The sequence below is a fragment of the Alkaliphilus oremlandii OhILAs genome, from assembly GCF_000018325.1.
Lineage (GTDB): Bacteria > Bacillota > Clostridia > Peptostreptococcales > Natronincolaceae > Alkaliphilus_B > Alkaliphilus_B oremlandii.
The window spans coordinates 1,214,654-1,237,563 of record NC_009922.1 but is presented as its reverse complement, the minus strand read 5'-3'; the positions used below and the strand labels follow the sequence as shown (position 1 = coordinate 1,237,563).

The window sequence follows — 22,910 nt, the reverse complement described above, 5'->3', positions numbered from 1 at the left end:
TGTCAATCCATATTGCCTAGTTTCTAATGCAAAAAAGATCTGAAGCACTACAGATCTTTTTTAGGTAGGATATGTCTTCCTATTTGCTTTTCAATCCGCCATTGAGGCGGCTCCCCGTCATCTCCCCAATATTCATTTAAGAGCTTTATTTTTCCATCCTCAAACTCGAAGAATGATGTTGCATGAACAGATACAGCATCCCTTTTTAGTTGTACTTTTACAACTGAAATCACTAAGTTTTGGATACATTCTAAACGTTCAATTTCAATGCTCCAATCTCCTGGGTATTCGGCATTTGCCTTTACAAATTCTGTTACATTAAAGCTTTCATTTGTATTGTTCCAATTAATTATAGCATCATCTTGGAAATATGTATACAAAGCATCCCAATTTTGATGGTCCATATCATTCCACAAGGAAATTACTTGCTCTTTATAGTCTATTAAATTTAATCCTTTCTTTACTAAGTTTTCGTCTTTACCCAAATTTTTATCATCCAATAGTTTCATCACAATCTCCAATCCACACCAAAGAGTCCAGCAAATTTAACCCAGCCCTCTTTCAGAACTCCATCAACTACATATTCTATTTTATAAACAGTCTCTCCCTTTCCTTCAATGAAAAAGGGTCCCCGACCTGTGAAAAGATTTCTGCGTTCTATATTTATAACGTTTCCTCCAATAAAATTGATTTCTTCCTCAATTTTTTCCCGTCTGCTTTTATCTAATAAAAATTCTATTCCCACAATAAAAATGAGAAAAATAGTAATTCCAATAGCTTTCATACAATTCACCTCTCTACTAAAATAATATTCTACAGATCCCTATAAAACTCCTTTTCCTAAATAGAATCTTTGTTTTATATTTTATACGAACAGAATTTTTAGACGTTAGTTCCTTCTAAAAGCTGTATTTTAAAAGACTTTGTGAAAATGATAGCAACTGCATCTGAATGCAACCTCTTCTTTATTAGTTCTATGTTCATGAAATATAAACGTATACTTTTATTGTTATGAGACTTTATAATAATAAAACATCTAAACTATGTGCAAAAGTTATAAGGAAAAGTTTTAGATTTCTTACAAATTCAATCCATCGTCTACTGTCTCCAGCTCATCTAAATATGGATAGTTTTTTCTTAATTGGGTTGATTTCTTTAAAGGTTTCTTTCTTCTTGTGCAGAATAATATAACGACAAAAGATAAAGAATGTGACGTGAATAATTAAAATAAAAAAGAGTAGGATTCTCAGTGACCCCTAGTTCTATAAAGTTCCATGAATAAAGGTTAAAAGGAGGAGAAGAAAATGACAATTTTAGAAAATGCAAGCTGCCCTAAATGTGGATTGAGAATGGAGAGTGGGTATATATATCCAACTAGAGATATAAAATGGACTGATCATAACAAACGGAAATTTACTACATTGGGAGATGAAATATTAGTTGATTCAGTTTTCATCATGAAGAAATTAGTGTCTTATAGATGTAGAAATTGCAGAATTGTTACATTTGAATATGAATCATCAAAATAAACTGTACCTTATTACCCTTTTTAGACACAACAGTAGTTGGGATGATAAGTAGCACAAAACAAGGAGGCTACCTTATGAAACGAATACTTAAGTTTGGTTCATTTTCCGATGATTTTATCTGTACAGCAATATTTATTTCAAGTTTATTGATTATATTTAGATTAAAATATTTTAATAATCTTAGTATTTCTATAGAAAGTACAGATATGGAAAAACTTATTTTTAATTTCTTAATTTATTATGAAAGATATCTTGAACCGATTATCCTTTTAGTATGGCTAAAATTTCTCTGTGAGTTTTTATTTAAATTACTAAAAGGGAATTAAATGTTATTGTAAACCATCGGTTTAATTTGTAATTCACCGTTAAGTAACGATAAGAAAGCATCTTTAATGAATTTAACAGCTATTGGCACTGGATATATAGGTTTAGGGGTTATATTTGCAAACTTATTCTTAAAAGTAATGGCTATCTTACAGAATACTTAAAATATAGGTCAAAAAAATAACGAAAGGATCTTATATATTGCACCATCTTTTTTAACCAGCGTCATATAGATCTACACAAAGGAAAGGACGATCGGAAATGATTACACCTATATTAGAAAGTAAAAGAATACTACTTAGACCACTCTCAATAAACGATGCTCGTCATATTTTTAAGCGCTGGACATCGGATTCGGAAGTAGCAAAGTTTATGATATGGGACCTACACAAATCTGTTGATGATACTATGGAATGGCTAAAAATTGAAGTGCAAAATATTAATAACGAATATCATTATGTCTGGGGATTTGTATTAAAAGAAACTGGAGAATTATTTGGCTCAGGTTCTATAAACTTTAAAGAAGAACTTGGCTGTTATGAACTTGGATATAATATTATGAAAAAATATTGGGGACAAGGACTGACTACAGAGGCTGGAAAGGTTATATTAGATTTTGCTACAAAAATTTTAGGAGAGAAAAAGTTTTTTTGTAGACATGCAGTTGATAATATAGGATCAAAAAAAGTTATGACTAAACTTGGCTTTAAATATTATGCAGATAGTTCGTATACAAGTTTTAATGGTGAAAAAACTTTCTTAAGCCAAGACTATTATCTAATGATTGAATAGTTCTGATTCTCCAAATTCATAAAAAATAAAAGTTCAGTTCTGTTTAATATCGCCCTTTTAGGATTTAATCGATACAAAATATGAAATAGAATGAAGAATAGTAAAATAGGACTTTCAATTTTTTTACCTGCTTGTGTGGTGTTAATTACAGTGGTAAATTTTTATTACTTTTAATAATATTGTTGTTATTTTTCAAGAGGAAATCATACGTTATTTACAGACTATATTATTTCAATGTTTTCATTCTTTGTTTCAATACAAGAATTATTTTTGAATTATCTTTAATCCATGTGATCTTTTGATATCCAGATTTATTGTATGATTGGTCTTGGCTATGATCACTTTATTCTATTTTGTAGAAAATGTATTTAGCAAAAAAGACAAGTATATAACTGTAATTAATCAGTTTTGAGGAGGAGAAATATGTTTTTAATTTTAATTTCACTAATAACTGGATATTTAGGGATGTTACTTGGAAGTACTATTGGATTAGAAACAGCCTTTGGTGTATTTGGGTTTTTAAGCCCTACTGTATTTCTTTTTCAAAAAGTGTATACAAAACTACAAGAGTTCGAAAAGAAATCAGTTTAGTTCTCAACATCTTTTTTACAAAATCTAAATCAAAATCGAAAAATCGAGAGGATGCAAGCACCCTCTCGATAAATCTTTTTTCCCTTAATCTATTCTTTAATATAAATACGCATCTCCAAGCTCTCTATCCCACAATGCATCTTCTACTCCATCGACATTTAAAATTTCATCAAAAAAACTATCGTTTATAAATCTAGAGGGTAGCTTTAGCGTAAATGTAATTTCTATACTTGAGGACTCACCTTCTTCAATGTTGTCTTCCCTGTCAACCTTAATATCTTTAATAATGATACTATGTTTTCCTAATATATGTCCGATGTCGCCGATTAATCCGGCTCTTTCTCTACAATGAACACTCAATAGTTTGTATTGATTTTTGAAGATTTTATTCTCTATAAATCCTAAACTTCCTAAGGTGAATAAAACAATTATAGCAGTTGTGAGTCCTCCTAAATAATAACCATTCCCTATCGCTAATCCTATCCCTCCACAAACCCAAATACTGGCAGCAGTAGTTAACCCTCGAATATTGTTTCCTGTTCTTATAATTGTTCCTGCGCCCAAGAATCCAATGCCGCTAACAACCTGAGCGGCTAATCTTGCGGGATCTCCACTGTTATTTATACCTGGTCCCTGAAATCCATACATAGATATTAGCATAATAAGGGTAGAGCCTAAAGAAACTAATATATGGGTTCTAAGCCCAGCTGGATGATTGTTGGCTTCTCTTTCCATTCCGACAATACCACCTGCTAGGGCTGATAAAATTAACCTTAAAGCAATTTCCCCATTACTTAGCAATAATCTCTCCCTCCCCTTTTTCCCTTATTTATCAATAATTTATATCTGTGCTAAGCATTGCTCCAAATAATTATACTCTTCTGAAACCTGGCACATGCTTCTAGAGGATATTATATCTACGCCTGTATCTAGAATGTTTTTAATAATAACATCACCTACTTTTACAGGTGCCTTCACTTCTATTTTATTGATCTCCTTCATTGCATCTTCTATTAATCCCTTCGGTATCGTTCCTGATGTTCGTACCGGAAGTCTTTTTATAGAAGCATCTATTATAGAAACCGTTGTTGTTAAAGCTCTTGTAGGATTCGTCATTTCTCTAATACCATAGTCTTTTCCTCGGAAACATTTATTCCCTTCAACGGAATACCCTAACTCACTTGCATCATTCTGTTTCACTTTAAGCTTACAACCAAAAGGACAAACAATACAAATCATATCTTTTGCTTCCATATTTACGCCTCCTTTTTCACAATCTCTACACAAATTTCATCACAATCATTTAAATTACATTGGCTTAAATCTAATTGAATCGTTTCCATTTCTCCAGGGGCAACGTGATTTCTTTTTATTTCCTTTATCACGTCTGTATTATTTCTAACAACAAGCTTTACATCCTTATAAATATTATCTACACGCATCATAAGTTCCACTTTTTCTTCCACATTTTCTAATCTTATTTGATGAGGAACGATGTAACGCACCCCATTGATTCCTTTTAGATGTATTGTTTTACAATTATTTTCTATTTGACCTTTAATGTATTTGGCAGCACTAATACCTGCTCTTTTGCTCTCTGCTGTAACCCAATCCACCAAATCATGGACATGAACAACATTCCCACATGCAAAAATTCCTTCTACAGAGGTTTCCATAGATTCATTGACAATAGGACCACCAGTAATAGAATCCAGCGCTATTCCCGCAGATTTAGATAACTCATTTTCAGGAATCAAACCAACAGATAATAGTAAAGTATCACACTGAAATTTCTTTTCTGTTCCTTCGATGGGCTTAAATCTTTCATCTACCTGAGCGATAGTTACAGACTCCACTCTATGGCGCCCTTCTACATTGGTAACCGTATGACTCAAATAAAGCGGAATATTAAAATCCTCCAAGCATTGCACTATGTTTCTTGTTAGTCCACCTGAATATGGCATAAGCTCCGCAACAGCCAACACTTCTGCACCTTCAAGGGTCAGCCTTCTTGCCATGATTAATCCAATATCACCAGAGCCAAGAATCACGACTTTCTTTCCAATCATATATCCTTCCATATTTACAAATCTTTGAGCCGTTCCAGCTGTCATGACGCCTGCCGGCCTAGTTCCCGGTATTCGAATAGCGCCTCTCGTTCTTTCTCTACAGCCCATTGCTAATATAATAGCACCCGCTTTTATATGCAGCATTCCATCTACTGGGTTGACGGCTGTAATCACTTTATTTTCAGAAACCTCCAATGCCATTGTGTCCAACTTATATTCTATGCCCATAGTAATTAACTCTTTAATAAATCTTTCTGCATATTCTGGGCCAGTAAGCTCTTCTTTAAAAACTTGCAGTCCAAATCCATTGTGAATACATTGCTGCAGTATTCCACCGAGCTCAGTATCTCTCTCTATGATCAATATTTTTTTCACTCCATTTTTTCTTGCCTCTATGGCCGCAGCTAAACCTGCAGGACCTCCACCGATTACTACAATATCGTAATGTAACAAAATGCTCCCTCCCACTTTTATCTATTTATATTACTTGGTTTCGCCTATCAATATATGAGAATCTAGCCCATCTTTTACAACCTCTGTAATGTCTATTCCCTGCTCTCTTGCAAGAATCTCCATTACCTTCGGTGCGCAGAATCCACCTTGACATCTTCCTGAACCCGGTCTTGCTCTTCTCTTTACGCCATCCAGAGTTGTTGCCCCTGCTTTTCTTTTAATGATATCTACGATTTCACCTTCTGTAATGTTCTCACATCGACATATAATTCTCCCGAATCTAGGATCTTTCTCAATCAATTTTGCTTTTTCATCATGGGATAGTTCTATAAAATGAATACTCGGTCTTCTCTTTGGGTTAAAACTTTGATTTTTTTCCAGAACTTCAATTCTATCTTTTACTAATTCTATAACATACTCAGCAATTGCAGGCGCTGCAGTCAGGCCTGGAGAATCGATGCCCGCTACATTAAAAAAGCCTAGGGACTCCTTTGATTCTTCAATAATAAAATCTTGATTCTTCGTTTTTGCCCTCAACCCTGTAAAGGAGGTGATTACATTTTTAAAGCTTACTTCTTTCAAGGTATACTGCGCATGATCATTCAAAGAAGTTAATCCTTCAAAGGTTGTGCTCAAATTAGATTTACTATCTACAGATTCTGCTGTTGGCCCAAGCAATAAGTTTCCATGGACTGTAGGTAAAACAACAGCTCCCTTACCTGCTTCTGAAGGGCATCTAAAAACTACAGTATTCACTAAGTTCCCAACAGACTTATCAAATAAGTTATATTCCCCTCTATTTGCCAATATTTCAAAGCTTGGTGTATTTACCATATTGTTAATCTCATCGGAATAAAGTCCTGCACAATTTATAATAATTTTACTTTGTATGATTCTATCACCAGCCGTAATTGAATATCCATCAGAGTTTTTGTTTATATCCGTTACCGGGCTGTTTAGTAGCATTTCTACACCATTTTCCAAAGCATTTTCAGCTAAAGCAATGGCCAGCTCCCATGGACCAACAATTCCTGCGGTCTTTGCGTATAAAGCGCCTACCACTTCCTCATTTAAGTTGTTTTCAAGCTTTAACACACGTTCCTTATCTAATATTTCCATCTGAGGAACGCCATTTTCTAGCCCTCTTTCAAACAGCTCTTTGACCGCCTCCATCTCCTGCTCATTAAATGCTACCACTAGAGATCCGATTCGCTTAAAAGGAACATCTAGTTCCTTACATATATTTTCATAGAGCTCATTTCCCCGTACATTTAATTTAGCTTTCAATGTTCCCTCTTTTGCATCGTATCCAGCATGAACAATCGCACTATTTGCTTTTGTAGTTCCATTGGCGATGTCGTTTTCTTTATCTACCATTAACACCTTCAATTGATATTTTGAAAGCTCTCTTGCTATAAAAGTTCCTATTATACCTGCACCGATGACTGTCACATCATACATTTGCTATTCCTCCTTTATAAAAAATCTAGCCCCAATAAATTAAAAATTAAAAAGAGCCGTGTAGATCTAAACCTATTTTAAATAGATTTAGTTACACAGCTCTCCTAATCTCAGCCATAAATATTTTTTTATTAATCTGTTAAGTACATCATATCATATATACTTGTGGTTTACAAAAGAATATATGATATAACTATTCTATGCAGAACCATAGATCAGTTGCTATTCTAATTCCCATAAAGACTTTTTACCAGTGGATACCCCTATCGCACCTGACTTTAATGCCTCCATTATATCCTGTTTATTGCTTATTAATCCTCCCGCTATCACTGGTATGGATAGCTGTCCTGTAATACGCTTTATTACTCCCGGCATAACGCCTGGCATAATTTCAATCATGTCCGGCTGCTTAGATTTAACACTTTGTATTGTCATTTCATAGGACTTATTGTCAATTAAAAAGAATCTCTGCACTGTAAACATGCCTTTATCTTTTGCTATCTTTATATGGCTACTTTTCGTGCTAATAACCCCGTCTGGTTGAATAACTTCAATAATATAATCAATTGCTTTAGAGTCTTTTCCGATTCCTTCGAGAAAATCGATATGTATTAAAGCACGTTTATCTACTTTTTTAATTCGATCGACTAATGATTTCGCATTAAATATATCTGCACAAAGTAAAAATATAGTGGTTACATGAGAATTAATTGCAGTCTCTAAGTCGTTCTCGTTTTGAACGGCTGCAATAACTGGGTTTAATTCAATTTTATCGATTATTGTTTCGCTCATGCTATCATTCCTTCATTTTTTATAAATAATTTCAATTTCTATATAAAAGATTCTATAGATTTTACTTGTTAAAGCGCTTATGATCATACAATAAAATCAAACGTTACCCTTCACTTTGTCATCTAATTTTAAGCTATAATAAATCAATCATATCTTTTATGGAATTAAAAACATAGTCTGCTCTAATCTCACTTTTTTTATAATCTTCTTCCTTCGTTTCACCAGAATAGACCAATGCAGAAGCTATTCCTGCATTTTTTCCAGTTTTGATATCCGTATATAGTCGATCTCCAACCATTACCATATCTTCTTTATTTAAGCCGTATTTTAAAGCAATACTTTCTACGACTTCTTTATTTGGTTTTCCTATGACCTTAGGTTTTTTCCCAGTAGATGCCTCAATTAGTGCAGCCATTGCACCTGCATCTGGCATAAATTTATCGTTCGGCAAAGGACAATTGAAATCTGGATGTGTTGCTATGTATTCTACCCCTTCAGCTATGTATTCACAGGCAGCCCATAGCTTTTCATAAGTTAACGTCGTATCAAACCCTAGGACAACATAGTCGATATCTTTATGTCTCTCTTTTTCCAAAACAAAGCCCGCCTGTATAAATTCTGCCTCTAGAGCTGCTGTACCTAGTAGATAGATTTTAGCACCTTCTTTTTCTTTCTTTAAATACATGGTAGTGGCTTCCCCAGAAGTAAATACTTCTTCTGCTGAAGCTTCTATCCCCAATCTACTTAGTTTTTCTACGTAACTTTCTTTACTTTTTGATGAATTATTTGTAAGGAAAATATATCTTTTCCCTTTATTTTTTATGGTCTCGAGAAACTTTTTTGCTCCATCAATCAATTCATCTCCCAGATAGATCGTTCCGTCCATATCTAGTAAAAATACGTTTTTTTCTCTTAGGTTATTCAAAGTATTCCTCCTTCCACTCTATTCAGGCTTATTTAAATAAGCCTAAAGTAAACAATGCAATGCCTGGAGAATAAGTAAGTACTAAAAGTACTATCAATAGTGCCGCGATAAAAGGCCAAACATCCTTAATAAAATCCTCTAGTTTTACATCTACAATAGAACACACAGTAAACATCATAGAGCCAAATGGTGGTGTTAGTCCACCGATCATAATATTTACGATAAAGATCATTCCAAAATGAATCGGGTCTACACCGAACACTTTAACCGCTGGAACTAGCAATGGTGCTAATATTACCAGAGCTGCTCCTCCTTCGATAAACATTCCAATGAATAATAGTAATAAGTTTATTACCATTAACAGTATGAAGGGGCTATCTGTCATGTTCATAAGTGTTTCAGTGATCATTTGTGGAATTCTCTCTAGGGTTAGATAGTAGCCAAAGACTTTAGCACTTGCGATTATTATCATTACCGCACCTGTACTCTTCACTGTATCCATTAATATGATTGGTATATGCTCTAGCTTTAATTGTCTATACATAAAGAATCCAACGATTACTGAAAATAATACCGCGATACCGCCTGCCTCTGTAGGCGTAAACATTCCTCTCCTCATTCCTAAAATGATGCCAAAAGGAATAAGCAGCGCCCAAATAGATTTTATAAATTGTCTCGCAAATTCGCCAAAACTCGGCATTCTATCTCTACTTGGCTTATAATCTCTTTTTACAGATATAATATGTACTGCTATCATTAAAGCTACTGACATCAATATGCCCGGCATGTATGCAGCTAAGAACATATCTCCTACAGAAACGTTTGCAATAATCGCATACAAGATCAGGTTTGTCCCTGGTGGAATTACTGGTGCTATTGCTGATGATGCAGCAGTAATTGCAGCTGAAAACGGTTTAGAAAATCCTTTTTTCACCATCTCCGGCACTAGTATTTTAGATTGCATCGCTGCATCTGCATTTGCAGAACCCGAAATCCCACCCATTAATGTACTTAATAGCACGTTAACCTGAGCAAGACCTCCCTTGGTATGTCCCACTAAGATATTGGCAAAATCCATTAATGCTTCACTGATTCCTGAATAATTCATGATAGAACCCATCATGATGAAAAATGGTACTGCCAAATATGGAAAAGACTCTACTGAAGTTACAAATTGTTGAATGATCATCTGCATAGGCATTGTTGTATTGATGAATACAAAATAAAATAAAGAAGAACCTATTAAAGCATATGCGATTGGTATGTTTAGAAAGAATAAAATAAATAGAACTATAATTGGTAGAAAAGATTGCATTATTATTTCACCGCCTAATTTTTTACTTTTTTATTAGAAAATATTTTTTGAATTGACTGTATTAAAAAATAAATTGAACATAAAGTGATTAGTCCAAAAGCTAGTACGATCGATGCATAAATATATTTATAAGATACCTCTAAAGCAGCTGTTATTTTGGTAGATCCCGCTACATATATATAGCTAAAATAAAACATCGTAGCAGATAAAATCGTTATAATTATTGAAGTGAAAACCTCTACTATACTTCTTGCTTTTTCAGGTAATACAGCTACCAATACTTCTACACCTATCAATTCTTTCTTTTTATACGAACTAGCAAAACCTAAAAATATGGTCCATACGAATGCGCCTACCGCAATTTCTTCTGCCCAAGTAAATGTGAATTTTAAAAAATATCTAGTGAATACGTTCATGATAACGATAACTGAAGTAATAGATAAAAAAATACTTCCTAAATAGAGCTCAAAATCTTGTTCCAGTTTTTTTAAGATATTATTCATGTTTACCTCCTATAAGATTAACAACAATCGCCACCCATTGGTGGTTTCGCTTAATGATTTTCTTAAAATCTCTTATTGCATTCCTTTTACTTTTGGGGAGGAATTTTTATTAAATATATACGGTACAAATTAAGAATTTATACGCAACCAAATTATTTAAAAATTATTAATAAAATAAGGTAGGATTCCTTTGTACGTAAGAAGAGTATTGTATACTTAAAGTTGGAAGGAAAATATATCCTTCCAACTTTATTGATGACACAATCAGATTACTTTAAGTTTGCTTTTATGATCTCTAATTCTTTTACTAATTGCTCATAGATCCCTGGCGTCCATTTATCAAATCTTGTATATACTGGAGCCGCTGCTTTAAGGAAAGCATCTGCATCTACTTCGTGAAAGTTTACACCTTCTGCTTTTAATAGTTGCTCATACTCTTTTTCTAAACGAATAGTTTCAGCTAAATTGTCTTCTTTACCTTTTTCAAACTCTTCTGTTATAATAGTTCTTTGCTCGTCAGTTAAACTATCCCAAACTTTAGTAGAAATTGTAACTGCTGAAACTCCTAACAGGTGGTTTGTTAAAGAGTATTCTTTAACGTTTTCATATTGCTTTGTTCCATAATAAGTCATTATTGAACCTTCTACGCCATCAATTACACCTTGTTGGATTGCTGCATAAGTGTCTGGATAAGGCATTGCAACAGGATTTCCACCCATAGCTTCTATTGTATAGGTGTATAATTGACTTGTTGGGACCCTAATGTTTAACCCCTTCATATCGTCTGGAGTTTTAATTGGTTTTTTAGTCATCATACTTCTAAATCCAAATAGCCAGTCTACAGAAAGCACTTTGATCCCTTGTTCTTCTGCTTGCTTGTTTAGATTTTGAACTAACTCAGTTTGTGTCATAGCAAGATATTCATCAAATGTTTGGTACAAGAATGGTCCAGTTACAGCATTATAATCCGGTACATAATCACCTAAGAAGTTAATACCGTCTACTAATATCCAATCTGAACCTTGAACTACCTGCTCCATACCATCTTTACCGATTGGTAATACACCATTTGTGAACAATTGTAATTCTAGTGAGCCATTACTTCTTTGGTTTATAGCTTCTACTACCTTTTTCAATGATATAGCTGTTTGCTCATCATCGACAAATTTGGTACTAACTTTAATAACTTTTTTTGCTGCCTTACCACCTGATTCGCCACCATCAGAACTGTTCGCAGGTGATTTCGGACCACATGCAGCTAAAGACAAAGTAATTGCTAGCGCTAGTAACATTGACAAAAACTTTTTCACTAAATTTCCCCCTTTTTTTTAACTTTATATTCTAAATGTCAACCATCATAATGTAATCTAGCTTCATCTTGCTAGTTCAGCTAGATTTATGATAGCTACCCATTTAAAAACGATTCATTGATACACAACTAAAAAAGAACAAAAAAATACAACAATTAAACAACATATAGATAATATCCTGCCATTTATTGTTGACACTCCAATTCTCCTGCCATTTGTATTATAATTTAGGTTTTTCCGCTATCTTAATTACAAAATAAAAGTTTTTCGTTACTACATTTTATAATTCACATATTACCATATCTTTTTTTCTTTGTAAAGGAATTTATATATTGTAGCGGTATGGATAAAGTACGTTGAGACAAAAAAACACCACCCCTAGTTCCTCCTAGAAGCGGCATTTTATAACGTTTTTATGGAGCTGATGAGCGGAATTGAACCGCCGACCTCTTCCTTACCAAAGTAGGGAAGAGGCCTTTTTTCGCCTTTATATGGATTTATGCCTTTTATATAACCATTGAAATCTACACATTTTACATAATATAGATAGTACGCTCTTTATCCAGCTTTATATTAAATTATGCCTCTCGGTAGAATTTATGGTAGAAGGTTTGGTAGAAGCTTTCACTAAATATACATTCATAATTATAAATATGCAGTAACTTTAGAGAGGTAAAAAGTAATTAAATTACATTATTACTAAGGTGTTTTTCCGAGACTGAAACAGTCTGTAGCAGCTTCAAAGATAAACCACCAGAGGCTACAGTCTGTGAGAAGGAGCGGCGGAGGAAGTAGAATATATAGTTTGAAATACAGAAATTATGACTAGTACAAATAAAAGACCCCAAAGAACAATCTTCTGTATGAATGGAGTAAAAAATATGTAACCAGAGTTATGGTTATATATTTTTTATGGAATGAACTAGGAAGTTTGTTGACCCCAAAGGAGGGGCTACAGCGTCCCACCCTATCAAAAGCCCTAGAGGAATACAAAGGTAAGACCCTAAAGTCGCCACTTATGGACGTATGGGAATAACGTGGCCATGCCCTAAAATGGCCCCTAAAGCATAACTAGAAGAAATGACCTGAAATATGCAACCTATGAACGTAGGTAATAGCGCTCTAGGACCCCAAAGACTAAATCTACAAAGAGCTACTATAATAAAGACCCAATAGCTAGACCACGTAATGCATGTGGGCAACTTGCTGCAGGACGTACTATTATAAGTTGTCCATCATGCACAACCCTCGAAGCTGCACCCTAAATAGTAGTAGCAGTAGTAGTAAACTTTGTGGGTATGTGGGCAGCCTCTATAGATACTACTTTAAATGGCTGTCCATATATCCACAATGTAGGTGGGATGCCTGGCATCCCTACCGATTGGACCAAAGAGATAGACAGTAGACCTAAAGACCCTAAAGGAATTCTAAAAAATATTATAAACATTAACTTTCCTAGCTCATCATATTCCCCCAACTATTCACTAAATGTTCGTTTAGGGAAAGTGAAGCAGAGTTTAAGGCAGCTCTAAAAACTACCCCCTATAATGCCTTAAGCCTGTGTAACGGTAATTGCCACCCTAAAGGAATTCCATAAAGTAAGGCAACTATTTCCTAAACACCACATTTAGGGAAAGCGTAGCGTTAGTTGGGGTTTGCGAAGGTAGGATATTATGAATAGTAGTTTTTCCTCAAAGGTATACCTAGCGACTGGAACAATCTGTTTTAGCCCTAAATAATAACCTCACATGAAAACAGTTTGTGAAGGGAGCGACAACAATGACCCGAAAGATGACAGATAAACTTACACAGTCGGCTGCATGACTAACTAGAACTACCTTAATGGCAGCGGGCTGTGGAAGTAAAAGACCCCCGAAGACAAACCTAGCGACTGGAACAATCTGTTTTTACCCTAAATAATAACCTCATATAAAAACAGTTTGTGAAGGGAGCGGCAACAATGACCCGAAAGATGACAGATAAACTTACACAGTCGGCTGCATGACTAACTAGAACTACCTTAATGGCAGCGGGCTGTGTAAGTAAAAGACCCACAAAGAATGGCTAAAATAAGGCTAGCAAAGGCGATCTTAAAATAAACCTACAAAGACCAGCCTAGCGACTGGAACAGTCTGTATCGCCCCCTTCTATATAGCTTTCATTTGAATAAAATAGTGGCTTTTATGAACGTATGGTAATAACAAGCCACTTAACTTTTACACTAGAATATAATATTTTTTAAATACACGATACAGTCTGTGGAAGGAGCGGGAGAAAAGGTCCCAGAGATAGACATAGCGAGTGTAGCAATCTGTTTTTCTTCCATATTATTTAAACTTATATAGTTGAAAAACAGTTTGCGGAGGGAGCGGTAGCAAGGACCGGTCAGATGGCAGGATAACTTATACAGTCGGCCGCACAGCCACATAGAACTACCTCAAGAGTAGCTGACTGTGTAAGAAGTTAAGAAATTATATCCTATGTCAATTAATACAAAATAAAAAGACTAATATTATGCCTAGTATATCAACCAGGGGTAATATTAGCCGTTTATTAATTGCTTATCTGTCGAGTAAACGCCCGAGACTTCAGCAATAAATTACTTCTATATACATACTGTCGAATAGCTCCGAGAGTATATATATTAATATATGCAATTTTATTATAAAAATTGCTTAAAATATAATATATATATTATTATATATTATGATTATACACTTTTCAATAAACTTTTAATCAATAAGTTATTTTTAATTCTTTCAAATATCTTTTTACTAAATTGCTAGAATTTCTTCCAAACCCTAAAGCTGCTTCATAATCCTTTAGAGATAGTTCCCGATCGCTACTCTTATAAATATTTAATATTTAATATTTTAATTTTACTATAGTTATCGAACTTTGTTTTAAATATTATAAATTTACTTATATACTCACTAATATTTCTACTTTCAATACTTTCACCATATTGTTCCCATAGATACATACAAATCTTATTCAATCGATCAATTTTGTCACTATCTAATAATCTATAGATTAACTCACTTTTTTGAATAGATGATTGAGTATAATAGTTATTCTTTTCTAAAATCCTATTCACTTCTTCAAATCTTTTTTTATTACTTTTAACTTTTAAAACATATTCTTTTCTCTTTTCATTATATTCATAACTTGAAATAATAACTTCTCTTTCATCATCAGTTATATTATCAGTTATATATTTAAAATCTTTCTCAGTTAAGTTATCTTTGATTGAATAATATTTTTCTTCAATCAAAAATGAAATAATACCTAAAATAACATCCGTTGCTTGTAGGATAATATCATTCTTCGAGTCAATCTGTGTAACATTCTTTATAAAATACTTTTTATCTCTATAGACAGCCTGTGCATTTAATTGATATTCTAGCTTCGATTTAATATTATATTCATCATATTCATCGCATTTATCTATGTAGATATCTACATAATAAAAATCCTCTAGATGCCTTAATATCCCATATATCAATCTTTCAGGTATCTTTATATAAAGTAACTCCCTTAACTTTGTTGAGCTTAGTAACAGTCTATCAGCAATATTTAATGCCTTATCTCTATCTACTAAATACACATTAAACTGAGCTTTATCAAGAACCTCTGATAATACATGTAGATATATATCTACATCAGTCAGATTAAATTTTTGAAAATGTAATTCTCTTCTATTTTCATCTTTAGGTAATGCTTCGTTTATGTATTCATATTGATTCTTTTTAATTCCCAGAGAACCATAGTAAGAATATTTACCCGTTTGCCTATCAATTTTTCCAGACTCATCAAAAAATATATAATATCCCACGGTTTTCATTCCTTTAATTTTTTTAGCTATATATTAAAGTGTTCTAAAGAATAACTTCTACTGTAAATTATACATTAAATGTACTTCACATTTCAAATATTTTCTAGATTATTAAAGCCTTTATAACTTCCTATCTATTACAATGACTTTTTTGTATGTAAAATGCTTTGATAAACTCTAACTTTCCTGAATTTTCTAACCTCATCCTGTATAATATACTGAATTTCAATAAGAAAGGAGAATTCTATGAACAACATACAAATATCTAAAAACTTTAAACTTAAAGAGTTTGAATGTAGTCACGGTGGATCAGTTGTAAAGCTAGATAGTAAGTTATTAGAAAAGCTTCAACTACTAAGGGTTAAATTAAATAACCCTATTAACATTACATCTGGATACAGAACCCTAGAATGTAACAAACGTGTAGGTGGATCATCTAATAGCTATCACATGAAAGGTATGGCTGCAGATATATACTCCCCAGGCTATACCCCTACCCAAATTGCAAAGGCTGCAGAGGAAGTTGGATTTACTGGAATAGGTACGTATTCTAACTTTGTCCATGTAGACGTTAGACCTAATAAATATCACTTTAAAGGTGGCTATTAAAATTCGTCTGATGCTACCGAATCGACTCATATCGTACTCAATTTCTAACATTCGTTTAAAATGTTAAGTGTTCAAAATACTGTTGAAGTTCTGCTTCTACAAGCTATTATTTAGACACATATTTATAATTTCTATATGAGGAGGTGTTTTAATGCCCTGCACAATGATAATTGCAAAAATAAAGAAGATAGATATCACAAATAAGGTAGCTGCTGAAAATTGGACTCAAACTATTACAATTACTTTAAGTGATATTGAACTTAATGATGACAATTTAATTGCTATTCGTAAGTTCAGGCCAAATGAAGAAGTAAAAGTACATCTGCAGTCTCTTCAGTTATCTATGGAGGAAATCTTAGAAAGAGAACAATTAAGAAAACTCTATCCTACTCAAGGCGAAATATGCCCCGTTAATCATACTACAGTGGCTGAAAACGCAGAAGATGAAGACATAGAGGAAGTCAATATTGATGATGAAGATGAGGATTTATTCGACTTAGATTATGATGAAAATCTACCAGATACAGATAAAATCCTTAAAACCTTTGATTTTTCAAATATGTAAGTTTATAATATACTGCCTGTATTTTATCCACACATTATACACAGTTTTATGCACAGGCAATTTAATAGGAAAGGAGGAAATTCTATGGCTGTTATGAAGTTTAACGAAACAAGAAGTGCTTCATGTAGATTCATCACAGGTCTTGATGGTGAAGGTAGGGAAAAGATTATGACAAGAACTATTGCTAACTTTAAAACCGATTCCACTTTAGATGATGTTTATGAAGTTGCTCTTGCTGTAGCTAGTCTTTACCCATACTCTGTAAAAACTGTCAACATGGCAGAAAGATGTGAACTGATGGAGTAGTTTACTATGAAGTCCACTAAATAAGAAAGGAGGATGACCTATGGAGAAATATCTGCAAATGGTATTTAAGACAGACCAAGATAAAAAGGTAAGCCTTAGAGTAGGCGTACCTAGGGATGATCTAGATGCAGCTGAAGTAAAAACAGTAATGGATCTTATTATAGCTAAGAACATTATTCATTCTAATGCAGGGGATTTAATTGCTGTTGATAGTGCTTTCCTAGTAGAGACATCTACTACAGACCTTGAAGTTGCAGAGCTGTAGTTTTAAAGTTTAATTACAAGGGGTATAGCGTTTTGCTATACCCTTCTAAACACATAAGAAACTGCGTATTTTTTAAGACTTAAACAAATTATAATTTCTATAATGTATTTCAACAAAATCAATATTGAAAATCTTAAAAATAAATTCTGTCTAAAGGAAAGGAAGGTGAAAATAATTGAAAAATAAAATTATTATTACTAAAACAGTAGCAATAATTTTATGTATAATTACAACTACCCTATCAACTAGTATATATTCATCTTATAAAGAGCTATATACTTCTAATGATTTAGCCAAGGATTCTATTATTTATATTGCAGCTGCTAAAACTCCATTAAAAGATTCTAATGTTTCTAGTAAGAGTAATCAGATTCCTATGATAGATGTAACAGAAACAAACAATGTCAAAGAGGAGCAGCATAAGAAAATATTTATTAATATTATTATCTTATTTTTATCCTTTATTAGCCTGGCTTCAGCTCATAATTTTATCCTTACCACAGAAACAGATAAAAGGAATCGTTCTAAAAGTCTTCTTAATACAGCAATTAATAAGAAAACTAATATAAATTCAAGCTCTTCTTTAATATCTAAAGAAGGTGTTAAGTAATGTTAGTTACACAAGAAGATCTCCTTCTCTTTATTTATATTTATGTATTTAGCTTTCTAGGGGCTTTCTCTAAGGATATGTTAGATACATTTTTAGAAAAGATACCCAAGGTTTTAATATTTAAAGTACTTACATCTTCTTTAGCTGTGACTATTCTATTATATGGTGCCTCGGAATATTTACTTAATAAAATATCATATAAACCATTTACAGCTATTTGCTATATCTTTGGGATTATTAGTTTTGAATTAATGGTCCGGTATAGTAATATAAAGAACATAAAAACTTTTATCAATTATATGTATAGAATAAAAAAAGATATAGACAAAGGATAGCCTATGAATATGTTATATCATAGGACTATCCTTGTTTTATTTAGCTTACTTATTTAAGATTTTTACAATTTCCTTAGGTTTTAAAACCTTTCCATAGGATACGACTTTTTCATCAATAACAAGGGCTGGAGTTGACATTACACCATATTCCATAATATCCACAAAATCTTCTACCTTAATGATTTCAGCTTCCATGCCTACTTCTTTTAATGCTTCCTCTGTGTTTTCTTTTAAAATTGTGCAGCTTCTACATCCTGAACCTAAAATTTTAATTAACATAATAAACCCTCCTAAATATTATTTTTTACACCTTGCATAAGTCGTATGAAATGCTATTAATATATTGCTAATCACTTCAATCTTCTTACAACCTTTTCTATTTCAATCAATATTTATTATATAAATAAATGCCCAAAAGCATTAAATGCATAACCAATTATAATGATACCTAAGCTAACAATCCCTATAAAAATACCTAAAAGTTTTGATTTAACAACCTTTTTAAGCATTATTATAGATGGAAGTGAAAGTGCAGTTACACCCATCATAAAGGATAATGCAGTACCAAGTCCTACTCCTTTTGCAACTAAGGCTTCAGCAATAGGTAATGTTCCAAAAATATCTGCGTACATTGGTATACCAACAAAGCTTGCAAGTAATACAGAATACCATTTATCCTTACCTAATAATGCACTAATTACTGATTCTGGAATATAGTTATGAATAGCAGCACCTATTCCTACACCTATTAAAATATATAACCAAACCTTTTTAATAATATCCAATACTTGATCCTTTGCAAAGTCTACTCTATCTCTTGTAGTTAACTCCTCTTGCTCCATTTCAAGCATCTTATTGCTATATACAAATGGTTCTACATATTCTTCAAGATTAGATTTACTAATTATAGTTCCTCCTATCACTGCAAGCACTAAACCTACAACAACATATGCTATTGCTATTTTCCAGTTGAATATACTGGCAAGTAAAAGAACTGATGCTAAATCTACTAATGGTGAAGATATTAAGAATGAAAATGTAACACCGATTGGTAGTCCTGCACTTGTAAATCCAATAAATAATGGAATAGAAGAGCAAGAGCAGAAAGGTGTAACAGTTCCAAGTAAGGCAGCCAGTATATTTGCCGTAATTCCATTAAATCTACCTAAAATTTTCTTAGTTCGCTCTGGTGGGAAAAAACTTTGAATATATGAAATACCAAATATTAAAACAGATAGTAATATAAATATTTTAATTACGTCATAAATAAAGAAATGTATACTACCACCTAACCTACTTTCAATACTTAAACCAAATAGATTTTCAACTAATACTCTAACTAGATTAAAAAGCCATTCCATTTTAAGCAGTTGTGCATTTAACCATTGAAAAATAAACATAATAATTCATCTCCTAACTTTTTAATTACTTTAATTTACTTTTTTATATTATATTTAGTTTTTAATATATAGATAATTATCTATATACATTATATTCCTAGACATAGATAATTGTCAATATAAATAATAAGTTTTTAACATATATTATTGATAAAAATTAATTTAAGTGAAAAATAAACTTCACCCATCAACACAATCAAGACTCTAGATAGATCCAAAAAACTATGTTATTCGCGAAAAAGAGCTGATTTAAGTGGTTCTAAACTACCTAAATCAGCTCTTTTATTTTATCTCTATTTTACTATTTAACATCTCTACCTGTCCTCAATACCTGTGCAAAAACATCTAAGAGTTCAGATTGTTCGATTTCTTTAGCTACTTTCTCTATATCGTATGAAATTCTTATAAACTCAACATCAATTTTTTCTCCAAATTCTACAATACAATAACAAGCTCTATTGTCACCATCTTTCGGTCTACCTACGCTTCCCGGATTAATAAAAAGTTTATTATTTACCTTTTTATAATATGGATAGTGTGTATGTCCAAATACAAGTATATCTTCCTCTAGTACTTCAACAATTTCTTCTTGTTTTTCTAGATCATTCTCATAAATATAGTCATTTATAGATATTGGACTTCCATGAGTCAATAATAATTGATATCCTTCGATTTCTAATGATATTTGCTCCTCAAGCTCTCTAAGGAATTCTTTATTTTCATCAGAAGTATTCTCAACAGTCCAGCTTAAAGAGTTCTTTGTTTTCATTCTATCATTTTCAGATTCTATACTGCATCCGCAAGTAGGTAGATAAAAACCTACAGCTTCATCATAATTTCCAAGAACAGAATGAATATTTTTTTCTATTATCAATTGTATAACCTCATCAGGCCTAGGTCCATAACCTACTAAATCACCCAAACAATATATATCACGATTATCTATTTGTCTTTCTGATATATCTTTTAATACATTTTTTAAAGCTTCTATATTGCCATGTACATCAGCAATCAAAGCTATTTTCTTTGTCATGTTACTTCACTCCCTTGAAGTAATTTAAATAGAATCTAGTATCTCATACAATTGTATTTTTCTTCTGACACGTCCTTAACTGAATCATTTGCTATAGATAAAATAGTCCTAATCTTATCATCTTTAATGCAATAATAGGTGTACTTACCATCTTGTCTTGCATCTACAAGATCACTCTCTCTCAAACATTTTAGATGATTCGATATTTTTGACTGACTAAAACCTGTATACTCAATAATTTCAGATACAGTCTTTTCACTATCCATAAGACTTTCAAATATACAAAGTCTATTGTAATCAGCAAACCCTTTAAAAAATTTACTAAGCAATTTTAATCTCATAATATCTTCATTTTTTAATTGTCCAGTCATATCAATACCTTCTCTCATAAAAATATAACATAATATCTTCATATTTTATTATCAACATATCATGTTATATTCTATACCAATACTTAATTAATTTCAACTCTCTCCCCTGTTACCATATATATTATTCTCTCACAGATATTTGTGATATGATCAGCAATTCTTTCAAGGTATCGAGCCACCAATAATAGACACGTGGCTTGTTTTAATGTTGTTGGATTCTGAGCTATAATATCCATAAGCTCATCATTAATATTTGTATAAATCATATCAACTTCATCATCCATTTCAGCTACATTTCTAGCTAATTCAATATCTTCATTCATAAAGCTTTCCATACTTTTATCTAGCATTCTCTCTATAATCTCGGTCATTCTTGGGATATCAATTAAAGGTTTAATTAATTTTTCGTTTTGTATGTCTAATGTTACTTTAGCAATATTTACACCATAATCTCCTATTCTCTCCATATCTGTTATTATCTTCAACAGCGTTCCCACACTTCTTAAATCCTTAGCAATAGGTTGTTGTAAGGCAATTAATAGTAAACACTTGTTTTCTATTTCAAAGTCTAGTTCATCCACTTTATCATCTAGCTTAATTGCTAAATTGGCTTTTTCAATATTCTGCTCTTTCAATGATTCAACAGATAATTTAATTACTTGCTGTGATTGTTTCCCCATTTCAATAAACATTTCTTTCAGTAGTCTTATATCTTTAGCAAAATGCGTTCTCATATACATTCCTCCCAATATTTTAACCGAATCTACCTGTAATATAATCTTCTGTTCTCTGATTTCTAGGTTTTGTAAATATTTTTTTTGTTTCTCCAAATTCTACTACTTCTCCACTTAGAAAAAATGCTGTGTTATCAGAAATTCTTCCTGCCTGTTGCATGGAGTGAGTAACTATGATAATAGTATATTCTTTTCTCAGTTCCTCTAAAAGTTCCTCAATTTTTAATGTTGCAATTGGATCTAAAGCTGATGTCGGTTCATCCATTAATATTATCTCTGGCTCCATGGCTAAACATCTTGCAATACAAAGCCTTTGCTGTTGCCCCCCTGATAGAGCTAATGCTGACTGTTGAAGTTTATCTTTTACTTCATCCCATAATGCTGCTCTAGTTAAACTTTTCTCTACAATTTTATCCAACTCTTTTTTATTTTTTATCCCATGTCTTCTCGGTCCATATACTATATTTTCATAAATTGACTTTGGAAAAGGATTAGGCTTTTGAAATACCATCCCTACTCGCTTCCTCAATTCAACTACATCAGTTTCGTCCTTTATAATATCTTTTCCTTCCAGAAGTATTCTTCCTTCTACTCTAGTATCTTCTATTAAATCATTCATTCTGTTTAATGTTCTAATAAAAGTAGATTTTCCACAACCGGAAGGACCAATTAGTGCCGTAATCTTTTTTTCTTCTATATCTAAATTGATTGTATCTAAAGCTTTAAAGTTTCCATAATAAAAATTAAGATTTTCTACCTTCATCTTCAGTTTCATTTTTTATC

General features: G+C 32.5%; 28 protein-coding genes and 1 tRNA gene. 10 read left to right on the top strand and 19 right to left on the bottom strand.

The window, feature by feature from the left end; translation table 11 throughout:
- Positions 1-47 precede the first annotated feature (47 nt).
- Both CLOS_RS05910 and CLOS_RS05905 read right to left on the bottom strand, forming a co-directional pair.
- Complete coding sequence (locus CLOS_RS05910; RefSeq protein ID WP_012159001.1) at positions 48-509, bottom strand: nuclear transport factor 2 family protein; 462 nt, start codon at positions 507-509, stop codon at positions 48-50.
- Positions 509-784: a hypothetical protein gene (locus tag CLOS_RS05905; RefSeq protein WP_041719044.1), complete on the bottom strand. Its 276-nt coding sequence runs from the start codon at positions 782-784 to the stop codon at positions 509-511. Before CLOS_RS05905 ends, CLOS_RS05910 begins: the two co-directional genes overlap by 1 nt.
- 520 nt (positions 785-1,304) lie before the next feature.
- Here CLOS_RS05905 and CLOS_RS05900 point away from each other — a divergent pair.
- The 4 genes from CLOS_RS05900 to CLOS_RS15850 all read left to right on the top strand — a co-directional run bounded on the left by CLOS_RS05900 (position 1,305) and on the right by CLOS_RS15850 (position 3,236).
- A complete protein-coding gene (locus CLOS_RS05900) occupies positions 1,305-1,529 on the top strand; it encodes a PF20097 family protein (protein WP_041719043.1) in 225 nt (74 codons plus the stop codon).
- Positions 1,530-1,603: 74 nt separating this feature from the next.
- A complete protein-coding gene (locus CLOS_RS05895) occupies positions 1,604-1,855 on the top strand; it encodes a hypothetical protein (RefSeq protein WP_041719041.1) in 252 nt (83 codons plus the stop codon).
- 259 nt (positions 1,856-2,114) lie between these two features.
- Entirely contained in the window at positions 2,115-2,645 is a 531-nt protein-coding gene (locus CLOS_RS05890; protein WP_012158999.1) for a GNAT family N-acetyltransferase, read from the top strand.
- A gap of 423 nt (positions 2,646-3,068) precedes the next feature.
- Complete coding sequence (locus CLOS_RS15850) at positions 3,069-3,236, top strand: hypothetical protein (protein WP_156774413.1); 168 nt, start codon at positions 3,069-3,071, stop codon at positions 3,234-3,236.
- A 96-nt stretch (positions 3,237-3,332) separates the two neighbouring features.
- Here the strand turns inward: CLOS_RS15850 and CLOS_RS05885 are convergent, their stop codons facing one another.
- The 11 genes from CLOS_RS05885 to CLOS_RS05840 form a co-directional block, all read right to left on the bottom strand.
- Entirely contained in the window at positions 3,333-4,037 is a 705-nt protein-coding gene (locus CLOS_RS05885) for an MgtC/SapB family protein (RefSeq protein WP_012158998.1), read from the bottom strand.
- Positions 4,038-4,076: 39 nt separating this feature from the next.
- On the bottom strand, positions 4,077-4,490 hold the full coding sequence (locus CLOS_RS05880) for a DUF1667 domain-containing protein (protein ID WP_012158997.1): 414 nt from the start codon (positions 4,488-4,490) through the stop codon (positions 4,077-4,079).
- 2 nt (positions 4,491-4,492) lie between these two features.
- The gene (locus CLOS_RS05875; RefSeq protein ID WP_012158996.1) at positions 4,493-5,758 is read right to left on the bottom strand and encodes an NAD(P)/FAD-dependent oxidoreductase; all 1,266 of its coding nucleotides are present in this window, start codon (positions 5,756-5,758) and stop codon (positions 4,493-4,495) included.
- Positions 5,759-5,788: 30 nt separating this feature from the next.
- Complete coding sequence (locus CLOS_RS05870) at positions 5,789-7,219, bottom strand: NAD(P)/FAD-dependent oxidoreductase (protein ID WP_012158995.1); 1,431 nt, start codon at positions 7,217-7,219, stop codon at positions 5,789-5,791.
- A 222-nt stretch (positions 7,220-7,441) separates the two neighbouring features.
- On the bottom strand, positions 7,442-8,011 hold the full coding sequence (locus CLOS_RS05865) for a glycerol-3-phosphate responsive antiterminator (RefSeq protein WP_012158994.1): 570 nt from the start codon (positions 8,009-8,011) through the stop codon (positions 7,442-7,444).
- A 133-nt stretch (positions 8,012-8,144) separates the two neighbouring features.
- Positions 8,145-8,936: an HAD-IIA family hydrolase gene (locus CLOS_RS05860; protein ID WP_012158993.1), complete on the bottom strand. Its 792-nt coding sequence runs from the start codon at positions 8,934-8,936 to the stop codon at positions 8,145-8,147.
- A gap of 28 nt (positions 8,937-8,964) precedes the next feature.
- Positions 8,965-10,251 carry a TRAP transporter large permease gene (locus CLOS_RS05855; RefSeq protein ID WP_012158992.1) on the bottom strand — a complete coding sequence of 429 codons (1,287 nt, stop codon included), beginning with the start codon at positions 10,249-10,251 and terminating at the stop codon, positions 8,965-8,967.
- A gap of 14 nt (positions 10,252-10,265) precedes the next feature.
- Complete coding sequence (locus tag CLOS_RS05850; RefSeq protein ID WP_012158991.1) at positions 10,266-10,754, bottom strand: TRAP transporter small permease; 489 nt, start codon at positions 10,752-10,754, stop codon at positions 10,266-10,268.
- A gap of 269 nt (positions 10,755-11,023) precedes the next feature.
- Positions 11,024-12,064, bottom strand: coding sequence for a C4-dicarboxylate TRAP transporter substrate-binding protein (gene dctP / locus CLOS_RS05845; RefSeq protein ID WP_012158990.1), 1,041 nt, complete (start codon positions 12,062-12,064; stop codon positions 11,024-11,026).
- 416 nt (positions 12,065-12,480) lie between these two features.
- Positions 12,481-12,592, bottom strand: a tRNA-OTHER gene (locus CLOS_RS15845).
- Between the two features lie 2,320 nt (positions 12,593-14,912).
- The gene (locus tag CLOS_RS05840; RefSeq protein ID WP_198006334.1) at positions 14,913-15,908 is read right to left on the bottom strand and encodes a DUF3800 domain-containing protein; all 996 of its coding nucleotides are present in this window, start codon (positions 15,906-15,908) and stop codon (positions 14,913-14,915) included.
- A gap of 237 nt (positions 15,909-16,145) precedes the next feature.
- Here CLOS_RS05840 and CLOS_RS05835 point away from each other — a divergent pair, with 237 nt between their 5' ends.
- The 6 genes from CLOS_RS05835 (at position 16,146) to CLOS_RS05810 (ending at position 18,589) form a co-directional block, all read left to right on the top strand.
- Positions 16,146-16,508: a YcbK family protein gene (locus CLOS_RS05835; RefSeq protein ID WP_012158988.1), complete on the top strand. Its 363-nt coding sequence runs from the start codon at positions 16,146-16,148 to the stop codon at positions 16,506-16,508.
- A gap of 151 nt (positions 16,509-16,659) precedes the next feature.
- On the top strand, positions 16,660-17,073 hold the full coding sequence (locus CLOS_RS05830) for a hypothetical protein (RefSeq protein WP_012158987.1): 414 nt from the start codon (positions 16,660-16,662) through the stop codon (positions 17,071-17,073).
- An 84-nt stretch (positions 17,074-17,157) separates the two neighbouring features.
- Complete coding sequence (locus CLOS_RS05825; protein ID WP_041719040.1) at positions 17,158-17,379, top strand: DUF1659 domain-containing protein; 222 nt, start codon at positions 17,158-17,160, stop codon at positions 17,377-17,379.
- 40 nt (positions 17,380-17,419) lie between these two features.
- Positions 17,420-17,644, top strand: coding sequence for a DUF2922 domain-containing protein (locus CLOS_RS05820; RefSeq protein WP_012158985.1), 225 nt, complete (start codon positions 17,420-17,422; stop codon positions 17,642-17,644).
- 175 nt (positions 17,645-17,819) lie between these two features.
- A complete protein-coding gene (locus tag CLOS_RS05815) occupies positions 17,820-18,254 on the top strand; it encodes a hypothetical protein (protein WP_012158984.1) in 435 nt (144 codons plus the stop codon).
- Positions 18,254-18,589: a hypothetical protein gene (locus CLOS_RS05810; RefSeq protein ID WP_012158983.1), complete on the top strand. Its 336-nt coding sequence runs from the start codon at positions 18,254-18,256 to the stop codon at positions 18,587-18,589. Before CLOS_RS05815 ends, CLOS_RS05810 begins: the two co-directional genes overlap by 1 nt.
- 45 nt (positions 18,590-18,634) lie before the next feature.
- Here the strand turns inward: CLOS_RS05810 and CLOS_RS05805 are convergent, their stop codons facing one another.
- The 6 genes from CLOS_RS05805 to pstB all read right to left on the bottom strand — a co-directional run bounded on the left by CLOS_RS05805 (position 18,635) and on the right by pstB (position 22,902).
- Positions 18,635-18,868, bottom strand: coding sequence for a thioredoxin family protein (locus CLOS_RS05805; protein ID WP_012158982.1), 234 nt, complete (start codon positions 18,866-18,868; stop codon positions 18,635-18,637).
- A 116-nt stretch (positions 18,869-18,984) separates the two neighbouring features.
- Positions 18,985-19,989, bottom strand: a complete 1,005-nt coding sequence (locus CLOS_RS05800; RefSeq protein WP_012158981.1) for a permease — start codon at positions 19,987-19,989, stop codon at positions 18,985-18,987.
- A 301-nt stretch (positions 19,990-20,290) separates the two neighbouring features.
- A complete protein-coding gene (locus CLOS_RS05795; protein ID WP_012158980.1) occupies positions 20,291-21,022 on the bottom strand; it encodes a metallophosphoesterase family protein in 732 nt (243 codons plus the stop codon).
- 35 nt (positions 21,023-21,057) lie between these two features.
- Positions 21,058-21,393 (bottom strand): ArsR/SmtB family transcription factor, encoded by a 336-nt coding sequence (locus CLOS_RS05790; RefSeq protein WP_049753797.1) that lies wholly within the window; start codon positions 21,391-21,393, stop codon positions 21,058-21,060.
- 83 nt (positions 21,394-21,476) lie between these two features.
- A complete protein-coding gene (gene phoU, locus CLOS_RS05785) occupies positions 21,477-22,127 on the bottom strand; it encodes a phosphate signaling complex protein PhoU (protein ID WP_012158978.1) in 651 nt (216 codons plus the stop codon).
- 19 nt (positions 22,128-22,146) lie between these two features.
- Complete coding sequence (gene pstB, locus CLOS_RS05780) at positions 22,147-22,902, bottom strand: phosphate ABC transporter ATP-binding protein PstB (RefSeq protein WP_012158977.1); 756 nt, start codon at positions 22,900-22,902, stop codon at positions 22,147-22,149.
- Positions 22,903-22,910: the final 8 nt, after the last annotated feature.